Annotated in this window: 14 protein-coding genes and 1 pseudogene; 3 read left to right on the plus strand and 12 right to left on the minus strand. The window is 35.8% G+C overall.

The features are described 5' to 3' along the window. Positions 1-23: 23 nt before the first annotated feature. Positions 24-2,018 carry a glycoside hydrolase family 31 protein gene (locus EJN90_RS02210; protein ID WP_126108668.1) on the plus strand — a complete coding sequence of 665 codons (1,995 nt, stop codon included), beginning with the start codon at positions 24-26 and terminating at the stop codon, positions 2,016-2,018. A 225-nt stretch (positions 2,019-2,243) separates the two neighbouring features. Here EJN90_RS02210 and EJN90_RS02215 read toward each other — a convergent pair whose 3' ends face one another. Both EJN90_RS02215 and EJN90_RS02220 read right to left on the minus strand, forming a co-directional pair. Continuing rightward, on the minus strand, positions 2,244-3,470 hold the full coding sequence (locus tag EJN90_RS02215; protein WP_126112213.1) for an alpha-galactosidase: 1,227 nt from the start codon (positions 3,468-3,470) through the stop codon (positions 2,244-2,246). Positions 3,471-3,643: 173 nt separating this feature from the next. Further along, positions 3,644-4,294 (minus strand): annotated as a pseudogene (locus tag EJN90_RS02220) (family 4 glycosyl hydrolase); the annotation flags it as partial. Between the two features lie 366 nt (positions 4,295-4,660). On the opposite strand from EJN90_RS02220, the gene EJN90_RS02225 reads away from it, so the two are divergent. Continuing rightward, on the plus strand, positions 4,661-5,581 hold the full coding sequence (locus EJN90_RS02225) for an AraC family transcriptional regulator (protein ID WP_126108669.1): 921 nt from the start codon (positions 4,661-4,663) through the stop codon (positions 5,579-5,581). A 180-nt stretch (positions 5,582-5,761) separates the two neighbouring features. Further along, positions 5,762-6,286: a hypothetical protein gene (locus EJN90_RS02230; protein WP_126108670.1), complete on the plus strand. Its 525-nt coding sequence runs from the start codon at positions 5,762-5,764 to the stop codon at positions 6,284-6,286. Between the two features lie 274 nt (positions 6,287-6,560). Here the strand turns inward: EJN90_RS02230 and EJN90_RS02235 are convergent, their stop codons facing one another. The 10 genes from EJN90_RS02235 to EJN90_RS02280 all read right to left on the minus strand — a co-directional run bounded on the left by EJN90_RS02235 (position 6,561) and on the right by EJN90_RS02280 (position 19,624). After that, complete coding sequence (locus tag EJN90_RS02235; RefSeq protein WP_164543978.1) at positions 6,561-7,184, minus strand: YesL family protein; 624 nt, start codon at positions 7,182-7,184, stop codon at positions 6,561-6,563. Positions 7,185-7,255: 71 nt separating this feature from the next. Next, positions 7,256-8,836: an extracellular solute-binding protein gene (locus EJN90_RS02240; RefSeq protein ID WP_126108672.1), complete on the minus strand. Its 1,581-nt coding sequence runs from the start codon at positions 8,834-8,836 to the stop codon at positions 7,256-7,258. Between the two features lie 40 nt (positions 8,837-8,876). Beyond that, positions 8,877-9,788: a carbohydrate ABC transporter permease gene (locus tag EJN90_RS02245; protein WP_126108673.1), complete on the minus strand. Its 912-nt coding sequence runs from the start codon at positions 9,786-9,788 to the stop codon at positions 8,877-8,879. Positions 9,789-9,800: 12 nt separating this feature from the next. Further along, complete coding sequence (locus EJN90_RS02250; RefSeq protein WP_126108674.1) at positions 9,801-10,778, minus strand: ABC transporter permease; 978 nt, start codon at positions 10,776-10,778, stop codon at positions 9,801-9,803. Positions 10,779-11,131: 353 nt separating this feature from the next. Beyond that, positions 11,132-11,428 carry a hypothetical protein gene (locus EJN90_RS02255; RefSeq protein WP_126108675.1) on the minus strand — a complete coding sequence of 99 codons (297 nt, stop codon included), beginning with the start codon at positions 11,426-11,428 and terminating at the stop codon, positions 11,132-11,134. Positions 11,429-11,721: 293 nt separating this feature from the next. Continuing rightward, positions 11,722-13,731, minus strand: coding sequence for a hypothetical protein (locus EJN90_RS02260; protein ID WP_126108676.1), 2,010 nt, complete (start codon positions 13,729-13,731; stop codon positions 11,722-11,724). Further along, complete coding sequence (locus EJN90_RS02265) at positions 13,721-14,833, minus strand: glycoside hydrolase family 43 protein (protein WP_126108677.1); 1,113 nt, start codon at positions 14,831-14,833, stop codon at positions 13,721-13,723. The genes EJN90_RS02260 and EJN90_RS02265 overlap by 11 nt, the downstream gene beginning before the upstream one ends. A gap of 306 nt (positions 14,834-15,139) precedes the next feature. Continuing rightward, entirely contained in the window at positions 15,140-16,099 is a 960-nt protein-coding gene (locus EJN90_RS02270) for an ArsR/SmtB family transcription factor (protein WP_126108678.1), read from the minus strand. Positions 16,100-16,451: 352 nt separating this feature from the next. Continuing rightward, complete coding sequence (locus EJN90_RS02275) at positions 16,452-17,585, minus strand: DUF2264 domain-containing protein (RefSeq protein ID WP_126108679.1); 1,134 nt, start codon at positions 17,583-17,585, stop codon at positions 16,452-16,454. Between the two features lie 266 nt (positions 17,586-17,851). Then, positions 17,852-19,624 (minus strand): family 43 glycosylhydrolase, encoded by a 1,773-nt coding sequence (locus EJN90_RS02280; RefSeq protein ID WP_126108680.1) that lies wholly within the window; start codon positions 19,622-19,624, stop codon positions 17,852-17,854.

A 19,624-nucleotide genomic window follows, 5' to 3' on the forward strand; every position in this document is an offset into this window, starting at 1 on the left:
TAACTTATTTGAGGAGGTAAAAAATGTCTATACTTACAAAAGGGAAAAATTTTTTAGAATGCCAAAATGCCAATGAGAGAATAAAAATAATTGCGTGGGGTGAGAATGGTTTTCGTGTCGTTAGTACTCCCAATGGTGAAATTGATTTAACTTGTAGTGCGCTTTTACCACTAGAATCTAAAGCAATTGTGAATATTGAGGGTGAAATTGCTACTATCCAGAATGGGAAAATCAAAGCGATTATAGATAGCTCTAATTGGTGGAATAGAAGTGGGAAGATTAGTTTCTATAATGACAAAGATGAACTTTTAATTCGAGAAATGGATAGTGGTGGTGCATTAATAAAAAAGGCTCGCCTATTCAAATCTATCATTGGCGGTGATTATCGTTTAACTGCTTCTTTTGAAGCAAATGAAGATGAAAAAATTTATGGCATGGGGCAATACCAACAGGACATTTTGGATTTAAAAGGTTGTAATCTTGAACTAGCTCATCGTAACTCACAAGCATCTATCCCATTTTATGTTTCAAACAAAGGATATGGTTTCTTATGGCATAATCCAGCAATTGGATCTGTTTCATTTGGGAGTAATACAACTGAATGGCGAGTGGATAGTACAAAGCAATTAGATTATTGGATTACAGCTGGAGATACTCCAAGTGAAATAGAGTTCCAATATAGTGCAGCTGTTGGAAGGGCTCCTATGATGCCGGAATATGGATTAGGTTTTTGGCAAAGCAAGTTACGTTATTCTACTCAAGAGGAGGTCTTAGAAGCTGCTCGCGAATATCATAAACGAAATATCCCCATAGATGTTTTAATTATCGATTACTATCATTGGCCAAGATGCGGTGATTATCGATTTGATTCAAATTTTTTCCCTGATCCCAAAGCAATGGTGGATGAGGCGAGGTCTTATGGAATAGAATTAATGGTCTCTGTCTGGCCACAAATTGATGTAAGGAGCGAAAATTTCCAAGTTTTTAAAGATAATGGTTTGCTCGTTCAGACAGAACGCGGCATCGATGTTCAGATGCTGTTCCTTGGTAATAATGTTTTCTACGATGCTACAAATCCAAAAGCACGTGAGTATGTGTGGAGAAAAGTAAAAAAGAACTACATTGACTATGGTATTAAATTATTTTGGTTAGACGAAGCAGAACCGGAATTTGGGACCTATGATTATGATATGTATCGTTATTACTCAGGGAGTGTCTTACAACAAGGTAATATATATCCTCGTGAGTATATTCGAGGATTTCATGAAGGGGAAGCCCAAGACGGAGAAAATACGGTTAAACTAGTACGTTGTGCTTGGGTTGGTAGTCAGCAGTATGGAGCCCTAGTTTGGTCAGGAGATATTCATTCCACCTTCCAAGATTACAAAAATCAGATTGTTGCTGGAATACAAATGGGATTAGCCGGAATACCATGGTGGACAACAGATATTGGTGGTTTTCACGGGGGGGATGTAACAAAATCTGAATTCCAAGAATTACTTATTCGTTGGTTCCAGTATGGCACGTTTTGTCCAGTTATGCGTATTCATGGATCTAGAATTCCACATACAAAAATATTCAAAGCAGATGGCGAGGAGACTGAACAGACAGGTGCGGATAATGAAATATGGAGTTATGGCGAAGATAATTATGAAATTATGAAAAAATTCATTGGAATAAGAGAAATAATGAAGGATTATACCCGTTTTTTGATGAAAGAAGCTCATGAAACTGGTTCGCCAGTAATACGTGCCATGTTTTACGAGTTTCCTAACGATGAAATAACATGGAATCTTAAGACACAATACATGTTTGGACCCGATATTCTAGTAGCTCCAATCATCGAATCAGGTTCAAAAAAGCGAACAGTGTATTTACCAGAAGGATCTAAATGGATTGATGCAAGAAACAACCAAGCTTATGACGGAGGACAATTTGTTGAAGCTTCTGCTAATATAGATACTTTGCCAATTTTTTTACGAGATGGGAAGCAAGATTACCTAATTGGTAAAATATAATTATGTGAAGATTTTTTAAGCGTAATAAATATTAATTTTAACTTATCTACCCGTGTGACCAAATTACTAGATACCACGAACTATCTTAGTTTTTGATCAGTACTCTTTTCGCCATATTCGTTCCGCTCCAACTTCTCTCTCATTATAAATAAAAACACCCTATAGAAGGATTTTTTTGTGTCCATTCTATAGGGTCCGTTTTATTTGTCGAAAGCGTCCTTTTTCTTACTTCTTAAGCAGTAATGCTCCGTGTCTATGAATTTTTTGATTCTGTACTTTTACTGTCTTTTTCTCCCAGAGATTTCTCGCTGTGTCTTTTCCTACAAAATCAGAACGTAAATTTTCTGGAAGATTCAAGTCATCTTCTGAAACATTAAAAATTGCTACGAATTCAGATTCAGTGCTAGCTGCTTGCCAAACAACCCATTCTTTGTCCCGATATACTTGGCGTCTTTCGGTAATAGTATGATACATTTCCAAGACTTCTTCATTTGTAAACAAAGACAAAGTAAAATCATCGATATCCGGCAAGGTACCACCGTACATTAATGGTGATTGGAAGATTGTCCACAACGTCATCAATAAGTATTGCTCATCCTTGGTGAACCTTGTCCAATTATCACCACCGCCTCCATCAACTGCACGAATACCAATATGTCCCAAAGGAAGCATGTCGCAATCCGGCCAATTTCCTCGTCGTACAAACGATTGCCATTCTGCAGTACGATCGAACATTTTATAAAGAGCATCCCACGAATCCCAAAAATCGTCAGTCAACCGCCACATGTTTACGTGATCTTGGAAGAAACTACCGTTTTTTAATTGAGCAGGTCCGGGTGATAGAGACAGAACAATCGGACGATTTGTTTTATCGATTGCATTTCGAATTGCTTCTATTTCCTTTTTATGGGCATCATCATAAAGTTTCGAATGAGCGATATCATCTACTTTAATAAAATCCACTCCCCAGGAAGCATACAGTTCGAACAGTGAATCATAGTATATTTGCCCCTCTGGCATATCCACATTGACACCATACATATCGGAGTTCCATGGACAGATGTCATTATTCGCAATATCACGAGCACGTTTTTCGGTTCCTTTTATTGCTGTATTTTGATGTACCGCCTGCCGAGGAATCCCCCGCATAATATGAATTCCAAACTTCAATCCTAAACTATGTATATAATCCCCTAACTCTTTAAACCCTCTTCCATCTTTTGATGATGGAAATCGATTTTCAGCTGGAATTAAGCGGGAATACTCATCCATATTTAAAGGATAAAAATCATTATAAACGGTAGACTTCGCCTCTGGTTCAGACCATTGGATATCTACAACGATATACTCCCAGCCATATTCTTTTAAATTTTTACTCATGTATTTTGCATGCTCTCTTACTTCTTCTTCGCGGACAGAAGCTCCATAACAATCCCAGCTGTTCCAGCCCATCGGTGGTGTTTTAGCAAATTCTAAATGTTTAAATTCTTTTGTCACATCTATTCCTCTTTCTATACAGTTAATTTTCAATTATCTCGATCTTCTTGCACTTCTTTCGGTGTTTTTATGTCCTTTCGTACAGCTCCTCGATAACCTTCATCAGTAGGAATCAAGTTCTCACTGCTTTAGCGAAATTTTGCATCAACATCGCTAGCGTGGTATTGAGAAAACCATTTTTCTTGCGCGACCAGCTTTTCATCTACCATTTGCCAAATTTCTGGAGGATTACATACAGCACCAGTCAATGGATCCAATAGGACTGCTTGTTTCAATAATTTTTCATCTCCACTGACTACTGCCTCCACTGCCAAACGTTGAACCCAAATCGACTGGGAGCAAACTGCGGCGGGACCTAACGGTAACTCTCCAATACAAGGTATACTCAAACCATTACCATCCATATAACATGGAACCTCCACTACTGATTCTTCAGTAAGGTTAGTTATCGTATTGCTATTCATTACATTAAAATGACCTCTATATATTTTTCCAGTTTCTAAAGATTCTATAATATAAGAACAGTGTTCTCAGCTGCTTTCTGATCTATCATATTTTTTTGAAGGTTCTTTCAAAAGACTAGGATAGTCTGTTTCGAACCAGTCTCCCTCTTCTCTTGTTATTCGTAAATAATCGCCTGTTTCGCTATTGATCCAATTATCAGTGTCAATCCACCGCTTGATTTCGTTTGGTCGTTTCCGATACCATACAACATATTCAGATAAATGCCCATTCGATTCTGTAGAATAATAACCAAATCGCTTTAGCATATCGATTCGTACTTTTTCTTCTTTACAAAACGCTTATGAGATTCGAAAGCAGGTAATATTTTATCTAGTCATTCTTTTCCTTGATTCCTCACAAAGATATACCAGATTTGATGGTTGATACCTGTACAAATAATATCCAATTCATCTCTAGAAATCTCCAAAACTTCTGAAATTTGAAGCTCTCCGTGAATCTCACCATGACACAAACCAATTGTTTTTACCTTTCCATCATGATACCCCTCCTGTTAATTGATTACATTTATTTTAACTCCAGTCACAAAAGAAAGCGGAAGCATTTGGAAAAAACTGATGACCTAATGTAAGATATTGTCATATAATATAAAAAGAAATTAGATTTAGAGAGGAACTTAAATAATGAGCTTATTTGATCAAGCAAAAGAAATGGCGACTATCACAGCTTTCTACGCGCTGACCTTGAATCATTTTGACATGAATACACATAACCATGAATCCTGTGAAATTATGTACGTAAAAAAAGGACGTTGTACTGTTGAAACGAACTCTGAGCTACGGATACTTCATGAAGGAGAATTTGTTTTTTTAGACTCACATGCATCGCATCGTCTTTTTGTGGATACTAAAACCCCTTGCTCTTTATTAAACCTTGAATTCGTGCTAGCATCTACTGGAACGATTTCTTTACGTGAGCTACGACAAAAAAGTACATCATTAAGACAAACTGAAAAACTAGCCAATGATATACTTTTTGGTTATGATAATCGAAATTTGAAGCGCCCTTTAGAAGAATTGATTCACCATTTAGCGAAATCACCATCGCAAGAATATTCCTCTGAAAAAGCTTTTTTGATTTCCCTCCTTTTTCAACAGTGTTTGCTGGAATTGGGACATTTTCTCTATTCAAAAAGGCAGGTGCCATCTAGCCCTTATCTAAATAAAGCCTTAAGCTACATCCATGGACATTTACAAGAGGATTTACGCATCCCTACTATTGCCACACACGTAGGGATCAATAAATCTTATTTACATTTACTCTTTTCACAACATTTAAATGAAACTATTTCAAGCTATATTAATCGAAAAAGGTTAGAGAAAGCCATTTTTTTGTTGATTAATAGCGAACTTTCTGTTACTGATATAGCTTTTCAAGTTGGCTACAATAGTCGTCAACATTTCAGCACTACCTTTTCTCGATATTTTGGAAAAAGTCCTCAAGATTACAAATTAAAGAAATACAACATCGAGCATAATTCTTTAAATATAGGACAGTATAGAAAAAAATCAGACTATTGGGAATTTATTCAAATGAAGGACTAACGTATTATTGAATTTTAGATATCATTAGTTAAAGCAGTACATTTTATCGCAATAGTAAATAATTCTCTAGCATATGTAATAAGAATTGTTTTAATTTATACAGAAGGATTTGCTTTCCTTGATCGCTTTGGTAAGATAAGAGAGTATATCATTCATCAAACATGAAGGAGAGAAGAGCTATTGAAACATCGTCCCATTATCCAAGAAAATCTTGATAAAGAAACTACAAAAAAGGGGAAAATTCTCTACCTAATGTATGCATACAAAGAATGGTTAATTGGTCTTGGACTTACCTTGGTCATTCTTTTCATTTTCGTATTTTCGATGTTAGCAACCCAAAAACCAGACCTTTCAGTCCGCATTATTAGTGATCAACCTGTCACTATTGAAACACTCGACCATCTTTCGACCTTTCTCCAAGAAAGCTCAGAAGATGAAATCCTAATCGACGTCCAAAATTATCTAGTAGATAATATGGACCAACAACAAATTCTAATGGCACAGATGGTCGCAAAAGAAGTAGATCTCTTTGTTATACCGAATGACTCAAGCGAAAAGGTGACCTCATTAGTGAATGAAATGATTGACGAACAAAACGTTTTCTCATTAGACGGCCCTCTCAGCGACTATACGGTTTCCACGGCGATAAATGCTCCTCATGAAGAACAAATCTCTTTTTTTAAAAAAGCACTCTCTTCCAATTAGAGGCCGTTGATAAAGTACCACCTCAGATTCCCCTTTTGGGATTGACACTCAATAAAACAAATAAAAAGAAACGAATTCTCCCAATCTAACAGGGATAAATCGTTTCTTTTTTGATTATGCTATCACTAAATGACTTCTTTATGACATTTTCAATGAGTGGAAAAAGGCGTCTAACTCCTAAGGTGCTAATGACAACTGGAGCGAATAAACGCAAGATGGTTACAGACCATCTGAGTATAAAAGGACGCACACTACGAGCATTTGCTAAAGCGTATCATGTTTGTATATAATGCCGGAAAACACGCTTCATCAAAAAGCTGATTCCATAAGAAACTAAAGAAAAACCACCTAGCACTAAAAGTAAACCATACCCAGTGACACGTGGATAAAACATGATGGCAATAACTGTTCCACCGATAATCACTAAAGAAAGTAATGTTGTAAAAAGATGTCTGATAGACATAAGAAATGCATTCTTTATCGTTTCTCCAATCGTATTTTCAAACTTAGCTTGCAAGTAAAACAAATAGATGAGGATCATTGAGAATATGACAATAAAAACATATAAGAACGCACGTAAAATGGAAGCAATGTTGGTGTCAATCATATTTTCAATGACAATATACCATGCAAAGAAAACAGCATTCATTCCAAAAACAATAGCCCATAATCCTGTGGCCTGTTTAAAATTCTCCTTAAAAGACTCAAAAAAACTTTTAAAAATAGACAGTTGTTTTCCTTCAGACATTTGCAAAGTCACATGATTCATGGCAGTTAGTGACGCCCCAAATGTTACTATAGGCAAAGAAAATAGAATAAACAGAAAATTTACTAACATTAAATCTGCAATATTTGTTAAAAGTTTATTCAAGGGTGAGTTTATATCAAAAAATTTCATTGTCATTGCTCCTTAAAATCTATCAATAAGAAAATGAGGTTGGAGTATCTTCAACCTCATCCAATTGTATCTTATTTTAAGTCATGTTGTTCAACAAATGTATCCATATCTGCTTGAAGAGAAGTTAATACTTCATCGTAACCTGCCGATTTCAATTCTTCACGCATTTTATCAATTTCGGCAGAAGGATCTTCAAATTTACCTGCTTGTAACTGAGGCATATATGTCGATAATACATTTGCCATCGCCGATTGACTTGATTCGATTGCATCTTTGTTAAAAATCAGGTTTTCAAAAGGATAGTCATACGCAAATTCATCTAAGGCACTATAGATTTCATCTTTATTTGGTGCATCCGTTGTCTTGTCTAATTCAAAGTTATCCATACGCCCTGCCCAGAAGTTTGAACCCAAACTATCTGTGGATGGATCATATCCTTCTGGGTAATCAAGATTACCATCTTCTGTAACGATATAATCTGTCCCTTCAATTCCATAATTGATTAAACGATAGCACTCTTCATCATTACGCAATAAATCGTACACTTGTAAGGCTTTTTCAGGATTTTTCGAAGAAGCACTTACCGCCAAAGCACCATGTGTTTTCAAGTCTTTACCAATATTATTGTTTTCTTGACCGATGGCATACATCTTTGGATCAGAACCCGGTTGTTTTGTATTCATATTATAAACGATTTGGCCAATATAAGTTTGTGTATGATGTTGGTCTACAGCTGCTTGTCCGCTATAGAACAATTCACGAGAATCACCAGTGAAATTCAAAACATCTTCACGCCATACGCCCATATCATTCCAGTTTTTAATTTCCTCGGCAGCTTCTTTTAATGAATTCCCTTCCATCAAGTAAGAAGTTACCGTGTAAGGATCACTCGCTTCTGTCTGCCACATTTCATAGTTCCCAACGTTTATACCGATAAGATTACGATAGTCATAGTTTCCGCGAACATAGGCATCAATTCCTGCCCCAGGTGCATTCGTTTCCCAAGGAACTACGCCATCTTTATTCTCTAATACGTATTCAAAATAAGCTGTTAAATCATCAAATTTTGTTATTTCACCATTAGGAAGTCCCGCTTCTGTTGCCCAATCTCCCCGGTAGAAGAAGCCATGATTCGTGTATTGTTTATAATTATCCTCTGGAATAAAATAGATATTTCCATCTTCTAGTTTAGTTAAATCCCAATCTCCAAACTCAGAAACTTGCTCCCAAGTTTTTGGCGCATTTTCCTTCAGCATTTCTTCTGTTAACGGTAAGAATGCCCCTTTTTGTGCATTTTCCCATCCATATAACCAATCCGTTGCTGTTGTAATTAAATCAATCGAACCATCTCCGCTTAACAACTCCACATTGTATTGCGTTTGCCAATCTGCCCATTCAACATAGTGTAAATCTAATGTTGCATTGACTTTTTCTTCCAATTTACCATTTAACTCTTCCAGCATACTTTCTAGCCTACCATTATTAGGTTTATCGCCTAGAACGAGCATGGTAATTTCTTCAGTACGGTCGTTGCTTCCTGCTTCTCCAGCACTACTACCACCAGAACAGCCCGCTAAAACTGCCGTAGCCAACCCCGTTAGCATCAAACCGCTTGCTGCTTTTCTTATAATCTTTTTATTCATCTTGTTCATTTTTTTACCCTCCTAAAATTATATGATTTTTCATAATTTCCTAACCTTTAACAGCCCCAACTGTAATACCTGAGATAAAGTATTTTTGTACAAATGGGTATAAGAAAATGATTGGACCTGTAGCTACAACAGCGGTTGCCATCTTCAAGGTATTCGAAGGCAATTGCGTCACAGTTACATTGGCACCTGCGACAGAGTTTCTCAGTGCATTCGCTGTATTGATAATATTGTATAAATAATATTGTAATGGCTTATAAGTGACTGATGAGCCTAAATAAAGTGAAGATAAATACCATTCATTCCAATAACCTAACGCTAGGAAAAGACCTACTGTTGCTAATGCCGGTTTTAACATGGGTAAAACTAGCTGATAAAAGATCCTGAAATCTCCTGCACCATCGATTTTTCCAGATTCAACGATTTCAAAAGGAATAGATTTTGCAAAATTTTTCATCAAGATAATCAACCAAGGCGACATCAATAGTTGAAGTAAAACCGCTAAATAGCTTCCTTTCAAACCTAGATAGCGCGATACCCAGATATAGCTTGGTGCCATCCCTGCAGAGAATAAAGTTGTGAAGTAGATAAAAAATGAAAGGCTATTTCTAAAAGGAAAATCTTTTCGTTGTAAAGCATAACCAGTCATCGAAATAATGAATAAACCGATAATCGTACCAACGGTTGTTAAACCGATTGTTACTGCATATGAACCTAAGATCATCTTAGGAAAACGAAATACGAAACTATAGGCATCTAGAGTAAATCCTTTAGGTAGTAATCCGAAACCTTCTTTTGCAATAATCGCCTCTGTACTGAAAGATGCAGAAATAATCAAAACAAAAGGAAGTGCACACAAAATAGTAAAGGCAATTACCAATGTATAAGAAATAACTTTTAAAACTTTACCAGATGTATCGATTTTTACTTTCTTACCAATTCTCTTTTTTTCCATTTTGATAACCTCCTAAAACAGTGCGTAATCTTTATTGATTTTACGAACTATCCAGTTACTTAACATAACCAATGCAAAACCAAATATTGACTGGTAAAGTCCCACGGCTGTGGAAGCAGTGAAATTATTTTGAGACATCATCATACGATAAACAGACGTTTCGATAATATCCGTTGTTGCATATAACTGAGAATTGTTACCGATTAAATTCCAAAATAATCCAAAGTTACCTTTCATGATCCCCCCTAGAGAGAATAGGAATAAAATGACGAAAGTTGGTTTCAGATTAGGCAAAATCACGTGCCGAATTCGTTGCCAACTAGTTGCCCCATCAACTTGTGCAGCTTCAATCATACTGTTATCGATACCCATAATTGCTGCGAAGTAAACAATTGAACCGTATCCTGTAGATTGCCATAGTTGACTGAAGATAATAATAAATGGCCAAGCCCCTGCCATGCTGTAAATTTTCAGTGGATTACCACCAGATTCTCGAATAATCGTATTTAGCACTCCAGTATCATAATTTAAAATGTTAAATGCGATTGCTCCGATTAATACAGCAGAAATAAAGTATGGTAAGAACATCAACGTTTGCGATACTTTTTTAAAATATTTGTTATGAATCTCATTCAACATTAGCGCAATAGTAATTTGTAGCACATTTCCTAAACCAATAAATGCAATGTTGTATAATACGGTATTGCGCGTTAAATTCCAAAGCTGACCGGACTTAATCAAAAATTGAAAATTTTTCATTCCAACGAAAGGACTTCCAAAAATACCATCACGAAAATTAAAATTAGTAAATGCGATATAGTTACCAGGCATTGGTGCATAAGCAAATACCAAAAAGAAAATGATTGCTGGCAAACACATAATTATCAGTGTTCGACTTTCTTTAACTTTGGTAAAAAAGCCTTTCTTTTCGGTTGATTTCTCTTTTTTCTTTTTACTGGGAAAAGTATTTTCTCTTGCAATCTTCTCCATAGCTTCTCTTCCTTTCCATCCGAAATTTAATTCCTCTACCTAAAAAATATTGGTTCAAGCCTACTTTGTATACGGTTACATTACTTCCCTCTCTGACATGCTGAAATTTTTAAATTTGCTTTACTTTTTCAGAGACTCTTTGCATGCTTTAAATTGTTTCTTCATTATTGATTATATAATATCAAAACGAAATATAAATTGTCAACGTAATAATTAACGCAAATGATAAATTAATAATATTTATCTGTCTTTAGTAATCAACAAAGGAAACGAATAGGCTTTTTTGTTGGTTAAATTTTCACCTTACAATAACATAGTATTTTTTTGACTTTTGATTTATTAGTTGGAAAATATTAACAGAATAGAAATAGTCGCTTTTCATCTAATTTAATTCCGTGATAATTTTTTCCAGTTTTATTATCTTCCTCAATATAATTTTCAAACCGTTTTAGCAATTGGCTTTTAAGATGTTGCTTGGAATTATAGCGAATCAAGTCCAAATGATTTAATACCCCTGTATGAATAGATACCTCTGGAAATATTGCGGTCAATGTAAAAGGGTGTGAAGAATCCTTTGCTTGGGCAATCTCAATTAGTTTTTTTGCAATTGTTGATACCAACGCGGATCTAGTCGATTTCGTATCAATCACATTTCCTGAACCTATTTTATGCCAATCAGGAGAAAATCCTACATCCTCTTCATGTTTTGGGGATATTCATTATGACCTTGCCACCATTTCTTTTAAGAGTTTTTTACGTTCATCGAAAGCTTCATCATAGACATAGAGCTTACCCTTATATTTATGGATGTATTGTAATTAAAATAACAACATTGCAAACAAGGTAATTAAACACATTATAAATTTATTTAATCAATTATTTTTATCATTAGTAGAAAAACAATCGATTCTCCTAGACAGAAGAAAACGATTGCATTAAATCATTAATAACCAATCATTGGGATTATTTGAGGCATTTGATCGAATGCTTCCACCTCTCCATTTTTCACTTGATATAGAATTTCGGAAGTTTTCCTAACTTCCTTAAATAATGTTTCATGCGGCTGCATACAAACATCAATCATCCCAATTTGATAATTTTCCCCATCAAATCTCCCCAGACAAAACTGATCGTTATATTGGAACCAATGGGCACCAACACCGTATGGGTGAGCAGCAACTTTTTCAACATACAACCGCCATAATACCCCTCGTTCCATTTGGTTTTTTACACCTTTTAAACCCGTAGCAGGCAGACCTCGATCCAGTGCTCCTCCATGAAACTCCCCAATCATAATCGGTAAATCAACCCCGGATTCCTTAACAAAATCCATTTCGGATGTCGGATCAAAAGCATAACAGTTCAAAGAAAAGACATCGAAATATTCCCAACCAACCATCATATCTCGATTTTTAGCTTCTGACCAGCGAAGCCCTAGATTCAAATGATTCTCATCAACCTGACGACAAGCAAGTGATGGAACCTTGATATATTCGCGAATCAGAAAAGTTGAGTATTCTCGTAAATCAGATTCAGAAGAAGGATAACGGGTCAGACAATCTTCAATACTTTTTTGCAAATCTTTAAAAACAGAAAATTCACTGTTCCAGCTCTTGTTTAAATTATCAATTGTCTGATAGCGTTCCTTTAGAAAAGTTATTAAACCTTGACGACAGTATGTATCGCCTGGATAATGCAGTACTTCATTAGCGATACACAGATTCGGAACAAAATTAAATTCTGGTTCATTTCGTAAAAAATAGCCAATCAACCAATTATCTGTTCTCCATTCAGCTAACTGTTGAGCGAATACTTCGCTCTTTTCTTTATATTCTGGCGACAGTACGTCCGGAAAATCTCTAAAAATCAAGGTATCAGTTAACGGGAATTCAGACATTTCTCGAACATAAGGCAATTTGCTCTTTTCATTGTTCACATCAAGATTGGGGAAATTCCCTTGTGTGTTGATTCCATTACTCATCAAAATGTGATAAGAAATCTCTTTCCATTTTTCATACCAGTTTTCTCCATACACCTGATACATATTAGATTGAAGAAAATTGAAGTTTTTAAATTCTTCCGCTTCCATATAAGGAGTGCGTTGTATTCGTCCCTTTGAATAAAATTGACCAAATTCTTCGTCTTCTTCATCAGGCAACCAATCACAAAATTTTTCTAAATGATCAATTCGATAAGTATCTCCCGGACGAATCCCACAAGGACCCAAAGAGAAATATTCATATCCCTCTGGATCTACTAAATGCCAGCGCCCGTCATCTGTCTTTATTCGAGAAAAGTATCCTGTCCCTTCCTTTAATTTACGACTACTATCCCCTCCCCAGCGATTCCAAGCAGGAAATGGATAAGCTCCTGCTCCTTCTTGTGCTTTCATATTCACTTCTAATTCGTTAAAGGAATGAATTTTTCCAAACCATTCTTTAGGTTTCCACTGCCCAAACTCATCGACTAATTTTAAATCCGGTAAAGGATAATCTTCTGGCTTGGTATCCGACAAATAGAAATCTTCGAAACGAACTTTGATATCATGGAAAGCCTTTTCCATTCCCAATTCAACTCGGTCTACTTCTTGTAAATTCGTTCTATTTCCATGTACCACTAATTTCAATAGACCAGGAGTTCGATTAGTATAAATCGTTCGAGCATCCAACAAGTCTAGATCAAAACAAACCAATGTTTTGACTTTAGGCAACAATCCAAATCGCATCGTGAGGCGTTCTTTGGATTCATTAGGCAAATAAAACCTCAACATCAATGCTACTGCATGGTCCTCTAACACTTCAATATATCCTATCAGATATCTCTTATGAGCTTCTTTAAGACCTTCTAATGTAATACCACCTCCTGATTTACTAAGAAGACTCTCTATAAGCTTAGAAGTAACATTCAATATCTCTGCTTCTCTTGCTTTCGACTTTGTAAAATCAATCTTCATTTTCTTCCCTCCATGATTTTGATACGTTATAGTTTTGATATACTCGTTGATACTCTTCCTCTGTTAACGAAATGATCGAACCATGTCGTGGTTTCTCACCTTTACTGTTTTGAGGTAACCCATTCCTTAATTTGTCCGAGACTGGTATCCAACTATTGGAAGCTTCGATATTTTTTGAAGCAAATCCAATATAATGATCTGGCCCACCATGATAAGACGGTTGATCAATAAATAAGAACCACCGATGCCCATTAACATCCTCTTCATTCGCATAAAAAACACACGCCCCTTCACCGGAAGTAAATAATTTTCCTTCACCATTAGGTAATCCTACTGCAATTTTTTCACCAAGCGTACACCATTCATTTTCTGATGCGTCTTTCGCAGCATAACTCTCTCCAATAACAGATGCGAATATATTTTTCGTTCGATCTAAACGAATTGTCATTGTTTCTTCTTCTTTCATAAATCGATAATACCAATCGCCTTCTTTAACAACCGATGCATCAATCGTCCCATGGCCTTTCCCTAAATTAACGTCAACCCAAATTTTAGGTTCGCTGAATGTTTGAAAATCTTTCGTTGTCACATAAATCAGTCGGTTATAATTCACTTCATTTCGCAGGACTGGATTTTCTTCGTCGTATAAATTCGAAGCCCAAAAGACAAGATATTGATTTGAGACACTATCCCAAAAGGCTTTAGGTGCCCACGTATTACCTACATATTTACTAGATACAAGTACGTGGCGTTGTTCCGACCAATGGATTAGATCCTTCGACTCAAAAATTTCAATATAACGTGATCCATTCACTTGTGCAGTCTCAAAACTACTATTTGGTCTTTGATATATTTTCAAATCTGTCGCAAGCAAATAAAATTTCTTATTATCGTGAGATCGCAATATGAAAGGATCTCTTAACCCTTTCTCTCCTTCTTTGGAATAAATAATTGCTTTACCCTCATTTAATGTATACCAATTCAATGCATCATTTCCTTTGGATAGAGAAAGACTGATTGCTTCAGCTCCCTTTCCTTCTCCCGTAAAATAAGCCCATAAATATCCTTTCGCTTTCTTTGTATAAGGAGCAACTTGTTTCATTTACCTTCCCTCCCATTCTTTATACTTATATATTATTCATCAGAATAACATTTACCTATTTAAATCATAAAAGATTATCCTAATGAGAACTTTTACGTTATTATACTAATATAAACTTCAGTTGTAAACGGTTTATAAATTCTTATCTTTATTACTTTGATATTATAAACAAATAATAATTACCTTAAATGATAACTAAAAGAGACTGACCTAAAAGGTCAGTCTCCATTTCTAATTCTTAATTAAGGATATGATATGCAATAGAAGTTTCGAATCTAAACGACTTTAGTCCTATTCCACCAAAAATTACACAGATTCAACTGGTAATTCTGGAAGAAGCATATCATCTTCAAGGTTACTTTTTTCACTGTAGTAAAATTTAAAATCGATATTTGTTGGATGATTCCCAAATTTATCTCCAAAAATCGTACATCCACCTACATGTTCCGCTTCTTCTTTTACTTCTATTTTAAAATTATACATGGTTTTATCCAAACTTAATTCTTTCATACGAGCCCAAAGAGTTTGTTTCCCATTGATCCAAACTCCGTGATTCGTGATACGAATTTTCACTTCTGCTCCATATTGATTCATCGTAGATTGCCACCAGTCAGGATTTAATTTCCCTTTAACATCTACATAGTCTCCTAACGATAGCCATGTTCCAATTTCCATCCCATTTAAAGTGAATGTAATATCAGATGGCCAATTATTATTACCCGTTGGAAACTCAGAAGACAATTCCATAGTTATTTCAATCATTTGCAAGCGATCCATATTTCCTAATGGATTTATCACTTTGTACTCCACAAAGCCCTTAGTAAACCATAAAATTGATGCTTCAGATCTTCTAGGATCTGCAAAGTATTTCGGCTCATCATAATCACCAATTTGTTCAGTTATGCTTGCTAACCCACAGGTAGGTTCGACATAAAAATCAACATATTGTCCAATTGGAACCGAAACATCATAAAACTCATAAGCAGGATAAACTTTTTCAGGGAAATTTATCTCAATTAAATCGACCTTCAAAATCGATTGTTTTTGCATCCCCGCTTTCCCAGGAATACGCTCTGTCTTGATAATTCCTGCTTTTTCAAGAATATTCACATGTTTCGCAGTAACTGGATTACTTAAATTCAATGCTTCCGCTAATTCTTTAACATTCATACGTTTTTTTGAAAGTAAATTAATAATAGCAATTCTTGTAGAGCTTGAAATAGCTTCAAAAACAGGTAGCGATTCTTCTGATAATGGAACTCTCATTATACACTGACTCCTTTGTATACCTAAATTATTTCTAGGTCTTTTTCTTTCTTTATATCCTTCTTCGCTAAAAATGTCAAGAAATCTATTTATGCTATTTGCTAATTATATAACTATTTTTTGAAAGATATCTTACTATTTAGTTATATAAAAACAAAAACTAAATGAGAGAGGGACGCAAAAGTCTAGTGTATAGATAACAAGATAAGTTTTAAACTATTTTTTATTAAAAATGAAACATTCTTTATCTTCTAATTTTTCTATTCAAAGTAAATAAAAATATCTCTTGAAGGAAATCATATACCTAAAAACTTCAAATTGAATACCTGTATCAATAATCAATATATGTGCTTTAGTGATGAATACTATAATCAATCGGTGATGATTGTCCTGACCACACTTTTCTAGAAGTCCATTCTTTGGCAGTATCTACCCAAAATGGATGTGATTCCGGAAGACCTAAAGGCAGGAAAACTGCTAAGGCTAGGTATAGGCTTCCTACGCCAATATATGATTCCGCTAATTCAGGTTGGTATCCATAAACACCAGGTTGCAGCCAACCATTATCAGTAAATGTATGTGGTGAGCTCATAACTTTCTTAATGACAGCAGATAAGGCAGATCTTACTTGGGCGCTAGATACTTCTGCTGGTAGCCGTTCTTGTGAAGCGGCTTGCGATAATGCTTGGAACGCACCAAATCTATAAACAATTGAGCGTCCGATAATTGGATATGAGCCATCTGGTGCAATCAAACGTTCTTGAATAGCTGCATAACGAATAAATCGAGGTAACATCTTTTCTCGATATTTTTCCAACTCCATGCTTTCCTCTACAAAAAAATCCAATAAATCAATCGCCATCGGCTGCATTACAAAGCTATTATAATAATCCCAATGAAAAATAGGTCCGTCTCCATAAACCCCATCACCTAAATACCAATCATCTAATAACCGAATTGCATAAATAACCCGCAGAATATCATATTCTGCTCCTAAAACAGCAAGCGCTCCTTCCACCATCGCTGAAAACAAATTCCAATTCATATTTGGCGGGATTATCTTTCTAGTTTTCTTTAATGCTTTAATCACATTTTCTAAAACTTCATCTTGAAGTCTCTCCCTTGAAAAGTTAGGTGCCCTTACAATAAAATGTGCCATAAAAGCTGCATCTACTAAAGGTTGCCCTTGTTCGGAAAAAATCATATAGTCTGGAGATTTTGGATCTGTCGCATGCTCAAAAGATTGAGTAATCATATGACGGTAATGTTCCTGTAATTTCTTTTCTTCTGAATCAGTTATATCCGTTAATTCGATCCAAGGTGCTAATCCAGCAATTGTTCGTCCAAAAGCTTCCAACATGCCATACTTTTTGCGTTCAGGATGAAAAGTGGTTGGTAATTCTTGATGCAGCCGTCCCTCACTTAAAGAAGTTAATACTGGCGTGGCAATTTTGTTTAATACTTCTAACCACTCTTTACGGTTCATTATTTTCTCTCTCCTTTTGTTGCCATTTGTTAATTTCACTCGCTGCTAACAAACATGTACTCACCCAGTGATAAAGTGAAGGGATTGGGAAGAAACTCCAGCCCCTTGACTATACCCGAATGATGCAGCGTAAACGTGCTCAAAAAGGCAGCCCCGACGTCCACTTCACGAATAATGCTCAGATGGTTTGCAACCATCCTGCGCTTATTCGCTCCAGTGATTCGGGGCTAAACACCTTTTTTCCCACTCTCTTCCACTTTCATGTATCAAACAATGACTCTTCTCATCAACCCTTCTTCATCGAAATCAACGGGTGAAATGCATGTTTCTCGATTGTATCCTTTCTCTCCTTCAGGATAATTTTCCAAAGGTGTTCCGAAACGATGGTATGCGATATAATAGCTATCTTCTTCGGTTTCTTTAAAAATACTATGATGGCCAGTCCCTAATATATTTCTTTCAGAATATTTTTCTAATACTGGATACAAATATTCGACTGGTCCAAATAAACTTTTTGATATCCCATAATTGATATGGTAATTTTCACTTCCCGTATCATCGCAAGACCATGTAAAATGATACAATCCTCCCCGTTTAAAGACTTCCACAGCTTCACGAAAGTCAACCAACCCCTGATATTCTTTCACGGTGCCTTCTTTATAACTTATCATATCTTCATTCAATTCAACAATCGCTCCACTATCTCCATTACCAAACAGTAAATAATCTCTACCTTCCTCTTGATAAATGCTTGGATCAATCATTTGATCCATTCGCAAGTTCTCGGCTTTGATTAATTCTGGTGTCAATAACGGTTCCTCTGACGATTTAAATGGTCCTGTCGGATTATCACTTACAGCTACTCCTATACAAGACTGTCCATCTGACCGTTTGCCGCAGAAATAGTAATAATATTTACCGTTCTTTTCTGCGATGCATGGGGCCCAAGCGTTCCCAACTGCCCACGGAACCTGTTCTGTTGTAAGATCAACAATCACATTTTGGCGGGTAAAATCTCGCAGTTTTTTTGATTTAAAAACTGAAAAGGCACTTCCTCCCCACCCTTTAATGCCATCGGTAGTAGGGTAAATATAGTAGTCTTCTCCAAATCTGACTAAATCAGGATCTGCCCACAGACCTTCAAGTACTGGGTTTTTTTGATGATAATATTTTAATAAACGTTGATATTCTTCATCCGTGATTGGTAATACGCCTCCGTGACGCTTTAAATTCTTCCCAAAATCGTAGTCTTCTTCAGCCATAATTGTAAAATCTGTTTTTCCTAAATCGTCTGTCACTAAAATCGCATATCCTAAGTCTTCGGCAAAGCGATCGACGATCAAATGCCATCTATTTTCATTGACTTCGTATATTTCAGGTCCTTCTACACCGCTAAGCGAAGCAAGAATCGGAGAATGAACTAATTCATAATCCCCTGTCAAAGAGTTAGCTTTCTCCATAATAATGCGACTTATAGTTTCATCTTTTGTAAATCGATAATAAACTCCATCCCTCTCAATAATCGTACTATCGATCACATCATTTTCTTTTTCTAAAAACTCAAAAGGTTCTCCTAAATTTATAAAATCTTTTGTATAAGCTGCATACATTTTATGTTTACCATTTATTTTAGATGCCCAAAAAACAAGGTATTCATCTTTTTCTTGATCGTAGACTGCTTCTGGCGCCCAAACATTCCCCGCTTTTGATAGCGGAACTGGGACAAGTCGAGGTTCACTCCAATAAATTAAATCCTTTGACTCCCATACAACAATACTCAAGCTACCTTTTTCTTGAGCAACTTTCCACCCTTCGCCTTTTCCAATACGCAAATCTGTCGCAATTAAATAAAATTTTTCATTTTTTTCATCACGAATTAAAAATGGATCACGCACACCTTCATTTCCGACTGTAGAAGTCAGTACTGAGAATCCTTCATTTAAATCATTAAAATTGCAGCCATCTTCACTTACTGAGAAATAAACTTGCTCACCGTTTTCATGCTCACCAGTAAAATGTACAAATAAAAATTTTCCCAT

Source organism: Jeotgalibaca ciconiae (assembly GCF_003955755.1).
Classification (GTDB): domain Bacteria; phylum Bacillota; class Bacilli; order Lactobacillales; family Aerococcaceae; genus Jeotgalibaca; species Jeotgalibaca ciconiae.